Here is an 11,682-nt window from a genome sequence, read left to right as displayed (position 1 = left end):
GCACAGCAGCTGCTGTGTGGGCTTTCCGTATTTATATCCCACTCGAGTCGAGACGACTGCGGATCAGCCGGAGACCGGAACCCGCCGGCCCGACCTATTTGCTGTCGGGCGAGGTACGCTTGAGCGTGACAAATATCGCGATCACCGGTGCGTCCGGAAGCGTCGGTAGGGAGGCGATCGACGCCCTCTCCGGGGCCGAACTCACGCTGTTTTCACACAGCGAGTCCGAGGATCTCGAGACGACGCCGATCGAGATCACCGACCGCGAGGCGGTGTTCGACGCCCTCGAGGGACAGGACGTCGTGGTCCACCTCGCGGCGAACCCCGATCCCAGGGCGGCCTGGGACGAGGTCTCCGGACCGAACGTCGAGGGAGTCTATAACGTGTTCGCGGCAGCGGTCGAACACGACCTCGAGCGGGTCGTGTTCGCGAGTTCCAACCACGCGGTCAACATGGGCAACACCGTCTCGCCGACACGTCCGGAGTCGACGAACGGCCAGCCCGAGGTCGTTCGTCCGACGGACGAGCCGGACCCCGACACGTACTACGGCGTGACGAAGGTCTTTGGCGAGGCGATGGGGCAGTACTACGCGAACCGTCACGGACTCGACGTGGTCACCCTCCGGATCGGCTGGCTGCTGACTCGAGACGAACTCAGAGAGGCGGTTGCGAACCGAGACGGAGCCGGGGAGCGATACGCCCGCGCGATGTGGCTCAGTCCGGACGACTGTCGCCGGCTCATCCATGCGGCGGCGACGCGGACGCTTCCCGAAACGCCGTTGACGGCCCACGGTATCTCCGACAACAGCGAGCGGTTTCTCTCGCTGTCGGAGACGATGCTCGCGCTCGAGTATCGGCCGCAGGACGACGCTGCGGCGGTTCTGGACGGCGACGAGGCGTCGCGGGACGGACTCGATACCGCCTGACCTGATCGGTTTCGAGACCGAAAGACCGAATACTAGAACGGTTCTACACCGACGTATGTCGACCAAGGTATCCGAGTCGACGGGATACGGACCGAACAGTCAGATGTCGCTGTTCGGGTATCTCGTCGCGATACTCATCGTGTTGGTTCTCCTGCCGGTGTTGCCGCTGTTCGTCGTCGGCTGGCTGATCTGGCGGGCGTTTTTCGCCGACGAGGAGGAACACAGCTTCGAACAGTGGCGCCGCAGCCGCGAGCCGCGCCAGCCTCCAAGCGGCTCCTGAAGACTGCTGCAGTCGTATCGAAGCAGCGACGAGCGGTCCGCCTCAGTCGTCCGAACTCGCCGCCTCGAGCGTCGACGGCAGTGAGCCCGGAAGCTCGTCCCGGTCGTGGGGGGCGTCGAACGCGAGGTCCGGTCCGCGGGCGACGATTCGGTGCGGGTTCACGTCGGGATGGGTCGTGTAGTAGTGTTCTTTGATGTGGCCCATGTCGACGGTGTCGGCGACGCCCGGCGTCTGGTACAGATCGCGCAGGTACGGCCACAGGTTCTCGTAGTCGCGGATCTGACTGACGTTACACATGAAGTGGGTGTGGTAGACGTTGTCGAATCGAACCAGCGTCGTGAACATCGCGATATCGGCCTCGGTCAGTCGGTCGCCCGCGAGGTACCGCTGGTCCCCGAGGACGTCGTCCCAGTGCTCGAGCGCATCGAAGAGTTCGTCGATCGCCTCGTCGTAGGGATCCTGCTTAGTCGCGAAGCCGGCCCGGTAGACGCCGTTGTTGACGGGTTCGTAGATCGCCTCGATGATGCGGTCGACCTCCTCCCGGTAGCCGTCGGGGTAGAGGTCGACGTTCCGAGAGGCGACCGCGTCGAACTCGGTGTCGAGCATCCGCATGATCTCCTTGGACTCGTTGTTGACGATGGTGTCCTCCCGTTTGTCCCACAGTACGGGAACCGTCACGCGGGCGGTGACGTCGGGGTCGGCGCGGACGTACAGCTCGCGGAGGTAGTCGGTGCCGTGGACGTGATCGCGCGTGCAGCCCTCCTTCTCGGGAGTGAACTGCCAGCCGTCCTCGCCCCGGTACGGGTCGACGACCGAGACCGAGATCGCGTCCTCGAGGCCCTTCAGGGCGCGCGTTACGAGCGTTCGGTGGGCCCACGGGCACGCATAGGAGACGTAGAGGTGGTAGCGTCCGGCTTCCGGCTGGAACTCGGCGTCGGGGTCGTCCCGGACCCGGTCCCGGAACGTCGTCTCTTGGCGATCGAAGGAGCCGTCGTCGTCCGTCGTTTCGTAGGCGTCGGTCCGCCACTCGCCGTCGACGAGCATGTTCATACCCGTCGTACGTCCCGAGGGTACAAAGGCTCGCGCTGACATCGACGTCACCCGGACGGCCAGCCGACGGCGCTCGCGAGCCAGTAGCCGGCCGCGACGGCGAGCAGGATCGCACCCTCGAGCCGGGTCAGCCGTCTGCCGGTCGCCAACACGACCGTCGCGACCGCGGTGATCGCGCCGAGCCAGACGAGACTGGCGGGTACCGCTGGGTCGACCGCCAACGGTCGAATCGTCGCCGCGACACCGAGAACCCCGAGGAGATTGAACACGTTCGAGCCGATGACGTTACCGGCCGCTATCGAGACGGCGTTCCGACGCGCGGCGACGATCGACGTTACGAGCTCCGGCAAGGACGTGCCGGCGGCGACGACGGTGACGCCGATCGCCCACTCGGAGACGCCGACGGCGAGTCCGAGCGTCGTCGCCGAATCGACCAGCAGGCGACCGCCGACGATTACCAGGGCGAGCCCGACGAGGAGCCGCCCTGCTTCCGGTCCGAGTCGAATCGTCGGTGCACTTGTTTCGAATCCGGTCTCCTCCCCTGATTCCGGGGACATCCGGTCGGTGTCGTCGGCTTCCCGACGTGCGACGACGCCGAGCGCGACGAGATACCCCGCCAGGAGTGAGACGAGAACGAGACCTTCGGGTCGCGAAACGATCCGATTCGCGAGAACGCCCGTCGCGACCGCCGTGGCGACGGCCATTGCGACCGCGTCCCGACGGAGCATCGTCTCGGTCGCTCGAAACGGGGCAAGCAGGGCGATAACGCCCAGCACGACGCCGAGGTTGAACACGTTCGAGCCGACGACGTTGCCGACGGAGACGTCGCCACTGCCCTCGAGCGCGGCGGTGATCGAGACGGCGAACTCCGGTGCGGACGTCCCGAACGCGACGACCGTGAGGCCGATCACGAGCGGCGAGACTCCAGCCGCGCTCGCGATATCCGAGGCTGCGTCTACGAGCCAGCGCGCACCGATCCAGAGTCCGAGCGTCGCTGCGAACAGGACGACGACGGTCCCGACGGATACCGACACGTCAGCCCTATCTCGAGGGGAAAACAAAAGCGTACAGTTCCTGATGGCATTCGATAACATTTATTTCGCAGAGTTTGGATAGTACTGTCGTGTGTTACGATGAGTACTGAGAACGGCGGGCCGGGCGAGTCGGATCCGACCGAATCGTTCACCCAGGGTGACGAAGACGACGAGCCGCGAATCTCGTTCTATGGCGGGCGCGGGATGAGCGCGTTCCCGATCGCCTTTTTCATCCTCTGGGCGATCGCACAGACCGCGCTCTGGCGGATCTCCGATACGGGCGGACTGGTCGTCGGGATCCTGCTCGGGCTGATATTCGGGATGTTCTTCGTCCGCGGGAACTGGAAGACGTACGCGAACACGATCTTCGAGGGGATGACCCAGCCGGTCGCGGTGACGGCGATCGTCGCCTGGATCTGGGCCGGCATGTTCGCCGAACTGTTACAGGACGGCGGCTTCGTCGACGGTCTAGTCTGGCTGGCCGACGTCGGCGGGATCGGCGCGACGCTGTTCCCGGCGATGACGTTCGTCCTCGCGGCGCTGTTTACGACCGGAATCGGGACCGGGTACGGCTCCGCGATCGCGTTCGTCACGCTGTTCTTCCCGGCGGGACTCCTGCTCGGGGCGAACCCGGTCTTGCTGTTCGGCGCGATCCTCTCGGGTTCGATCTTCGGTGACAACCTCGCGCCCGTGAGCGACACGACGATCGTCAGCGCCGTCACGCAGGATTCGGACATCGGTGGCGTCGTCGCCTCGCGGTTCAAGTACGTGATCGTCGCCGCGGTCCTCGCGTTCGCCGGCTACCTCGTCGCCGGTCAGTTCATGGGCGGTCTCGGGATCGGCGGCGACGCCCAGGAACTGCTCGTCGCCGAGAGCGAACCCATCGGGCTGATCCACTTGCTCTCGATGGGCGTCGTCATCGGTGCGGCGGTCGCGGGACGACACATTGTCGAGGCGATCTCGTGGGGGATCGTCGTCGCCGCCGTCTCGGGGCTCGCGCTCGGACTGCTCTCGCTCGGGGATATCGTCATGTTCAACGCACCCGAGGACGCGCCGCTCGCACAGCCCCTCGAGTTCCTCCCCGTGTTGACGATCGTCGAGGATCCCGGCGCGGTCAGCGTCGGCGGGAGTCTGATCAACGGCGCGGCCGGCTTCTTCGAACTGGCGATTCTCGTCTTGCTGATCATCGCCGCGGCCCAGATCATGATCCGGGGTGGCGCCTTCCAGGCGATCCTGGACTGGTCGATCGAGAACCTCGCGACGAACGTCCGCAACGCCGAACTGACGATGGTCGGTTCGGCCGCGCTGATCAATGCCGTCATCACGATCAACACGGCCGCGGAGGTCGCGATCGGACCGTACATCTCGAAGATCGGCGAACGGTTCAACCTGAACGGCTACCGTCGGGCGAACATTCTGGACGCCCAAACCGCGGCGCTCGGCTACATCTTCCCGTGGTCGGGCGGCGTCCTCGCGGGCTACACGGCGATGCAGGACCTTCCCGGCGAGTACGACTGGCTCACGGCCGACATGCTCGCGACGCCGGTCGAGGTCGTCCCGTTCGTCTTCCAGGGCTGGCTGCTGGTCGCCGTCTTCGTGGTCGCGGCGATCACCGGCTTCGGCCGCGAGTACGTTATCGACCGCGAGAGCGAGGAGGTGGCACGACTATGAGTTTCCTGAAAAAGTATCTCAAGGGTTGGCAGTTCCGCGAGACGAACCCGTCGCTCGAGGTAGGCGACGTGATCGACGTCTTCGTGGCGGAGTCGAACAGTGCGACGGAAGGACACGTCTACATCGGTGACACGCACCTGATCGTCGAGGGTGCGGGCCCGGAGACGGTCGAACGGCAGGTTCGCGTCCGGGTAACCGAGTTCGACGCAGCGTCGACGACCGGCCGCGGCGAGTTCATCGAGGTCGTCGGCGAGAGCTCCTACACCAGCTAATCCCCGTAGAACGCGCTTTTAAGTAGTCCTGGCGAACAGTCGAGCACGTGCTATGGACGACGGGGACCGTCACCGACAGAGCCGACTCGTGACCGACGACGACGGGACGTTCGACGCCGAGCGCGCCCAGGAGGAGTCACTGCCGATCGAGGACGGCGAGGTGATCGACACGGACGAACTGGCCGATCACCAGCGCTACGTCGAGGGTCGGGGCGTCTACGACGAGCGAAACCGGGTCAACGACCTCACCGGCAGGGAGTGGAAGTACGCGACGAAGTCGGTCATCGACGAGGGGTATCCGCCGGACGTCCAGCACGACCTTCGAAGCGAGCACGGCGGCCAGAAACCGCCGCGGCTCTGTGCCGATCTGATCGACCGATTCAGCAAGGCCGGCGACACCGTCCTCGACCCCTTCGCCGGCGTCGGCGGCACCTTGCTGGGTGCGAGCTTCTGCGAGCACGAGGGGACTGGACTCCGCGAGGCGATCGGGTTCGAACGCAACGAGCGCTGGGTCGACCTCTACGAGGAGGTCCTCGAGCGCGAGAACGAGGAACGACGGGCCCGCGGGGAGCCGCCGCTGGCCGAACAGGAGCTTCGGTGCGGTGACTGCGCCGACCTGATCGACGGGATCGACGACGACAGCGTCGACCTACTGCTCACCGACGTCCCCTACTGGCACATGGACGAACTCGAGCAGACGCGAAACGAGCACGAGACCCGCGAGAGCAAGTTGGGGGCGTTCGACGGCGCCGAGCCGGAGGACGACGATACGAGCACGAACGGCGACGGCTCCGGGACGAAGGCGGAGTGGCTCGAAGACATGGCTGTCAAGTTCGATCGGTTCGCCAACGCGGTCACGCCGGCGGGCCACGTCGTCGTCTTCATCGGCGATATGTACCGCGAGCAGTCCTACGAGTTCCTGTCGGCGGAGCTGGCACGGGCGATCGAATCGACGGCACCGTTGACGCTCGCCGCCAACCTCGTCTGGTACGATCCCACGAAGGACCTGCACGTTTACGGCTACCCGTTCTCCTTTGTCCCCTCGATGGTCCATCAGAACGTGCTCGTCTTCCGCCTCGAGGACGAGTAGCGTCAGCCGGCCGTCTGACGTGGTTTTATTGGTCGGAGCGTGGACGAATACGACGGACGCGCCGAACGATACCCCATCCCATCTCGACTGCGCGTCCACGGCTCTCTGCGCCGCCCGGTTTTTTGTCAGGCTGACGCCGGTAGCAGCGCCGCTCGAAGCTCGTCGACGTTTTCAGTTTCCGCGACGACGGCGACCTCGTCGCCGACGTCGAGTTCGGTTCCCGGAAGCGGGATCGTCAGCGCCTCGCGAGCGCGCCCGTGGGCGTAGATCCGGGCTGACTCCGGAAGCTCGAGTTCGCTCATCCGCTTGCCGACCGCGGGCGACCCCTCTCGGATCTCGAGGACGGTCAGCTGGAGGTTCGCCGCCAGATCCGCGACGACGTTGAAGTCGCCTCCGAGCATGGCCGTCTTCGCCCCTGCCGCGCCGAGACGCTCGGGGTAGATGATGTCGTCGACGTCCTCGGCGTAGCGCTCGTAGATCTCCTCCCGGTAGTCCTCGTCGATTCGGAGCACGGTCCGACAGCCGTGGTGGTTCCCGACCATACAGGCCGCGAAGTTGACGTTGAGATCCGGCGTGAAGGCGCCGATAGCGTCCGCCTCGTCGATCCCCGCCTCGAGTAACACGTCCTCGTCGGCGCCGTCGCCCTCGACGGTGTCGAACCCGTTGTTGGCGGCTCGTTCGATCCGATCGGGATCGTCGTCGACGACGACGAGGTCGTGGCCCTCCTCGTGGAGGATGTGCGCCGTGTGCGAACCGACTCGACCGTAACCCACGATGACAAACCTCATGGTATCCGAATACGATCCCGGGGGTCAAATACGTTCGTTCGGCTTCGCCGCGAACGGATGCGACCGCGACCCGGCACGTGCCGGAACGGATCGCCGCGACTCCACCGCCGACTACCGACGGTGTATTCACGAACGTGGGATACAGAAGACCCAAACGAAGACGTGAACTTTAACTAAGCCGTCTGGGTATGCTTGACTATCCAACATGGGGGCTTTCGATCGTATTGGCGCGTACTTCGGATTCGACGAACACAACACCGACTTGCGAACGGAGCTGATCGCCGGGGTCACGACGTTTTTGGCGATGGCGTACATTATCGTCGTTAATCCGGCGATCCTGACCGACGCGATCCTCTGGAACCACGAGACGGGCGAGATCCAGGAGGAGACGACGATCAACGGCGCGGTCTACACTGAGGGCGAGATCTTTCAGATGCTCGCCGTCGTGACGATCCTCGCCTCGATCGTCGCGATCCTCGTGATGGCGCTCTACGCCAACCGCCCGTTCGGCCTCGCGCCCGGAATGGGGTTGAACGCCTTCTTTACTTTTACCGTGGTCATCGTCCTCGGCGTTCCGTGGCAGGTCGCGCTCGCGGCCGTCTTCGTCGAGGGGCTGATCTTCATCGCGCTCACTGCGGTCGGCGCGCGAAAGTACATTATCGAGCTGTTTCCCGAACCGGTCAAGTTCTCCGTCGGCGCCGGGATCGGGGTCTTCCTGCTCTTTTTGGGTCTCCAAGAGATCGAACTCGTCGTTCCCTACGACGCGACGATGGTCACGCTCGGAAACGTCCTCCAGAGCCCCGTCGCCGCGCTCTCGCTCGCGGGCCTCGTCCTGACGCTGCTGTTGTACGCCCGCGGTATGCGAGGGTCGATCATCGTCGGTATCGTGACGACGGCGATCGCCGGCTGGCTCCTGACGTTCGCCGGCGTCGTCTCGCCCGGCGTCCTCACGCCCGGGAACTCCTACGAGGACGTCACGAACGAGGGCCTCGTCGCGATGCTCGCCTCCGTTCAGTACGACTTCACGCCGCTGTTCTGGGGGTTCGTCGACGGCCTGGGAATGATCACCGACGACCCGCTCGTGTTCGCGCTGGTCGTGTTCACGTTCTTTTTCGTCGACTTCTTCGACACCGCGGGGACGCTCATCGGCGTCTCCCAGATCGGCGGCTTCCTCGACGAACAGGGTGATCTGCCCGACGTCGAGAAGCCGCTGATGGCTGACGCGGTCGGCACGACCCTCGGCGCGATGATCGGCACCTCGACGGTGACGACGTTCATCGAGTCCTCGGCGGGCCTCGAGGAGGGCGGACGAACCGGCTTCACGGCGCTCGTCGTCGGCGGGCTGTTCGGACTCGCGTTGCTCGTCGTCCCGCTGATGCAGGCGATCCCCCAGTACGCCACCTACCTCGCACTGGTCGTCGTCGGGATCATCATGCTTCAGGGGGTTACCGATATCGACTGGCAGAACCCCGCGTGGGCGATCAGCGCCGGACTGACGATCACGATCATGCCGCTGACAACCTCGATCGCGAACGGGCTGGCCGCCGGGATCATTAGCTACCCGCTGCTCAAGGCCGCGATGGGTGAGCGACGGGACGTCTCTCCGGGACAGTGGGTCCTGGCGCTCGCGTTCGTCGTCTACTTCGTCGTCTACTTCGCCGTCGAGGCCGGGATGGTCGTGTTCTGAACGCGTCGCCGGTTCCGGCAACCTGTCGGCCGATCGGTGACCTCTTTGGTGTCTATCTCGTATCGGGCTCATGTCCGATATCACGCTGTACGAGCTGCCCGGCTGTCCGTTCTGTGCAAAGGTGCGAACGAAACTCGACGAACTCGAGCTCGACTACTACGTGATCGAGGTCCCCCGGTCTCACGAGGACCGCACCGAGGTCGAGCGCGTCAGCGGCCAGACCGGCGTCCCGGTGCTCTCCGACGAGTCCCAGGACGTCGAGGGGATGCACGAGAGCGACGACATCGTCAACTACCTCGAAGAGACGTACGCCTGATCGTCCGTTCGGTCCGCTTTCTGCTTCCCGAGCCCAGGCCCGTCGTCAGTTCGCCGCGCAGTTGTTCGGTCCGAGCTCGAGTTCTTCGACGTCGTCGCCGGGCTGGTTCTTTCCCCAGTTGATCTGCTTGATCTCGTTGTAGTTCGCCGGCTCGTCGGCCAGGCTCTCGACGATCGTTTCGACGAACGCCTCCTCGTCACCCTCCTCGACGTAGCCCAGCAGCTCGTTCGTCGTCTCCTGGCGGAGCTCCTCGAGGCCGGTCGCCAGCGGGCGGATCGACTCGTCGCTGAAGTGGCCGGGGAGGACTATCCGGTCGCCCTCGAGTTCGAGCAGCCGACCGAGGCTGTCGAACAGCCGGCTCGAGGCCGCTCGGATCGCGTCCTCGTCGCCGTCTTCGAGGTCGGGGCGACCGACGCTGCGGAGAAACAGCGTGTCCCCGGACAGCACCGTGTTGCCGAACGTAAACGAGACGCTTCCGGGCGTGTGGCCCGGAGTATGGACGGTCTCGAGCGATCGGTCGCCGACGGGGACGGTGTCGCCGTCCTCGAGCTCCGCGACCCCCTCGAGTTCGCCGACGTCGTCGCCGTGGAGGTGGTAGGGGACGTCGAGTTCGCCGGCGAGACGCCGGGCACCCGAGACGTGGTCGGCGTGGGCGTGGGTGTCCGCGACGGCGACGATCTCGAGGTCGCGCTCGTCGGCCTCGCTCAGATAGTAGTCGACGTACTGGCTCGGATCGACGACGACGGCTGCCGTCCCGTCGTGGACGACGTGGGAGACACAGCCCGTTCCGGGACGGACGATCTGGACGACGCCGTCGGCGCCGTCGACCTCGTAGGAGCGATGGACCCGTCCCCAGCCGTTCATCCCGTCGTCGATCGACTTCGCGTCGAACCCGCGCTCGCGGAGGAAGTCGGCGGCCCGCGCCGACGTGATGCCGGCGACGCAGACGATCGCGATCTCTCGAGCCTCGGGGAGCTCCTCGAGATGGTCCGCCAGCGTCGAGTAGTCGTGGTCCAGCAGCTCGTCGTAGATCGGGAGGTTCGTGCTGTCCTCGATCCGCCACTCCTCGTAGTCGTCCTCGTTTCTGACGTCGAGCACGAAGAGATCCTCGTCGCTCTCGTCGATCCGGCGGGCGATCTCCGTCGGTTCGAGATTGGTGTTGCTCATACACCACAATATCGTGCACGTCGGCTCTTAACTTCGCTGCACGAAACCGCCACCGACCGACTGCAGTTTGGGCCACGGCGAGACCGCGTGTTCGGTCAGTACTCGAGTCCGAGCAGCGAGTTGAGCGCGAGCGCCAGCCCGACCGCGCCGAGCAAGGCGGCGAGAAAGCCGAAGGAGACGGCCCAGCCGAACAGGTCGGTGAGGGCGCCGACGACGACCGACCCCAGCGCGGCGACGATCATGTAGACGGTGCGGACGAGCCCGAACCCGGCGTTCTGTTCCTCGGCGGAGAGCTCCTGTAAGAATCGGGGCATGAGCGCCGCCCCGAAGCTCATCCCGATCCCGACGAGCACGATTCCGGCGACGATCGGGAGCGTGCTCGAGGACGCGATCAGCACCCCGAACCCGACCACGCCGGCGAGCATACAGAGACCGATCGCCCGGTCCCGCCCGATCCGATCGGAGAGGGCGCCGACGCCGATCTGGGCGACGCCCTGCACGACGAAGTACGCCGAGAACAGCACTCCCGCGAACGTCGTCGAGGCGCCCTGGTGTTCGATGAGAAACGTCGGCAGGAACGAGGCGGTTCCCTGCCAGGCGAACTCGCTGACGATCGCGACGAACAATGTAAAGGCGATCGGCGGCCGCGAGAGGAGCTCGAGGACGGGTGCGACCTGAAACCGATCCCGAAGCGGCGTCTCCGGGCGTCGGGGTTCGGTGGGACGGACCTTCCAGGCGAAGAGGATCGTCGACGGGATCCCGATCAGGGCGACGGCGGCGACGGCCACCCGCCATCCGAACCGGACGGCCAGCCAGGCGACGGCGACGGGCGTGACGAGCCCGGCGATCGTCGCGCCCGTGTTGTGGACGCCGACGGCGGTACCGACGTTGTCGTAGGTTCGGGCGAGCAGCGTCGTCGCGACGCTGTAGTGGAGGCCGGCGACGGCGCCGAGCGCGATCGTCGCGAGGAAAAACAGCGCGAACGCCGGCGTGAGCGAGACGGCGAGCGCGGCCAGCGCCGACCCCCCGACGGCGACGAGGATGATCAGCCGCTCCCCGTAGCGGTCGGCCAGCACGCCGCTCGGGTACTGCGCCAGTCCGTACGCGAGCCACATCCCGCTCAGCGAGAGCCCGACGACCGCGTTCGAGACGGAGAACGTGTCGACGATGTCGGGGATGATCGGGCTGATCGCCAGCCGCCCCACCATCGTGACGAAGAAGGCGAGCGTACACAGCGCCAGCACCGTCTCCCGGTACCGCCAGCGTGTCGAAATCGTTCCCACTCGTTCCGATCGAAACGTGTACGGCTACTTATCGGGCCCGATTCGACGCAGCGAGTCGCTTTCCGAGCGGACTGACCGACTCGCTTACCTCCGATGCGAGCCGGCCTCGAGTCGCCGG

Annotated in this window: 12 protein-coding genes; 7 read left to right on the top strand and 5 right to left on the bottom strand. The window is 65.7% G+C overall.

Features of this window, described 5'->3' with window-relative positions; genetic code table 11:
* The first annotated feature begins 125 nt into the window (after positions 1-125).
* Complete coding sequence (locus tag QA609_RS22265) at positions 126-926, top strand: NAD(P)-dependent oxidoreductase (RefSeq protein WP_278304821.1); 801 nt, start codon at positions 126-128, stop codon at positions 924-926.
* A 55-nt stretch (positions 927-981) separates the two neighbouring features.
* Complete coding sequence (locus tag QA609_RS22260; RefSeq protein WP_278304820.1) at positions 982-1,206, top strand: hypothetical protein; 225 nt, start codon at positions 982-984, stop codon at positions 1,204-1,206.
* A gap of 42 nt (positions 1,207-1,248) precedes the next feature.
* On the opposite strand, the gene QA609_RS22255 is transcribed toward QA609_RS22260, so the two are convergent.
* Positions 1,249-2,256: a glutathione S-transferase family protein gene (locus QA609_RS22255; RefSeq protein ID WP_278304819.1), complete on the bottom strand. Its 1,008-nt coding sequence runs from the start codon at positions 2,254-2,256 to the stop codon at positions 1,249-1,251.
* 47 nt (positions 2,257-2,303) lie between these two features.
* Complete coding sequence (locus QA609_RS22250) at positions 2,304-3,290, bottom strand: calcium/sodium antiporter (protein ID WP_278304818.1); 987 nt, start codon at positions 3,288-3,290, stop codon at positions 2,304-2,306.
* A 99-nt stretch (positions 3,291-3,389) separates the two neighbouring features.
* Here QA609_RS22250 and QA609_RS22245 point away from each other — a divergent pair, with 99 nt between their 5' ends.
* From QA609_RS22245 to QA609_RS22235, 3 genes are read left to right on the top strand one after another with little or no spacing between them, the layout of a single operon-like run.
* Positions 3,390-4,961, top strand: a complete 1,572-nt coding sequence (locus QA609_RS22245) for a Na+/H+ antiporter NhaC family protein (protein ID WP_278304817.1) — start codon at positions 3,390-3,392, stop codon at positions 4,959-4,961.
* Complete coding sequence (locus QA609_RS22240; RefSeq protein WP_278304816.1) at positions 4,958-5,233, top strand: TRAM domain-containing protein; 276 nt, start codon at positions 4,958-4,960, stop codon at positions 5,231-5,233. The genes QA609_RS22245 and QA609_RS22240 overlap by 4 nt, the downstream gene beginning before the upstream one ends.
* Positions 5,234-5,285: 52 nt before the next feature.
* The gene (locus tag QA609_RS22235) at positions 5,286-6,323 is read left to right on the top strand and encodes a DNA methyltransferase (protein ID WP_278304815.1); all 1,038 of its coding nucleotides are present in this window, start codon (positions 5,286-5,288) and stop codon (positions 6,321-6,323) included.
* Between the two features lie 125 nt (positions 6,324-6,448).
* Here the strand turns inward: QA609_RS22235 and QA609_RS22230 are convergent, their stop codons facing one another.
* The gene (locus QA609_RS22230; protein ID WP_278304814.1) at positions 6,449-7,111 is read right to left on the bottom strand and encodes a TrkA family potassium uptake protein; all 663 of its coding nucleotides are present in this window, start codon (positions 7,109-7,111) and stop codon (positions 6,449-6,451) included.
* A gap of 205 nt (positions 7,112-7,316) precedes the next feature.
* Here QA609_RS22230 and QA609_RS22225 point away from each other — a divergent pair, with 205 nt between their 5' ends.
* Positions 7,317-8,798 (top strand): NCS2 family permease, encoded by a 1,482-nt coding sequence (locus QA609_RS22225; RefSeq protein WP_278304813.1) that lies wholly within the window; start codon positions 7,317-7,319, stop codon positions 8,796-8,798.
* Positions 8,799-8,868: 70 nt separating this feature from the next.
* Entirely contained in the window at positions 8,869-9,114 is a 246-nt protein-coding gene (locus QA609_RS22220) for a glutathione S-transferase N-terminal domain-containing protein (RefSeq protein WP_278304812.1), read from the top strand.
* Positions 9,115-9,159: 45 nt separating this feature from the next.
* Here QA609_RS22220 and QA609_RS22215 read toward each other — a convergent pair whose 3' ends face one another.
* Positions 9,160-10,281 carry an MBL fold metallo-hydrolase gene (locus QA609_RS22215; protein ID WP_278304811.1) on the bottom strand — a complete coding sequence of 374 codons (1,122 nt, stop codon included), beginning with the start codon at positions 10,279-10,281 and terminating at the stop codon, positions 9,160-9,162.
* Positions 10,282-10,376: 95 nt separating this feature from the next.
* Positions 10,377-11,564: an MFS transporter gene (locus tag QA609_RS22210; RefSeq protein ID WP_278304810.1), complete on the bottom strand. Its 1,188-nt coding sequence runs from the start codon at positions 11,562-11,564 to the stop codon at positions 10,377-10,379.
* Positions 11,565-11,682 lie beyond the last annotated feature (118 nt).

This window comes from Natronococcus sp. A-GB7, assembly GCF_029688865.1.
Taxonomy (GTDB): domain Archaea; phylum Halobacteriota; class Halobacteria; order Halobacteriales; family Natrialbaceae; genus Natronococcus.
Note: the sequence above shows the minus strand (reverse complement) of the source record. Positions and strands in the feature narration are given on the sequence as shown.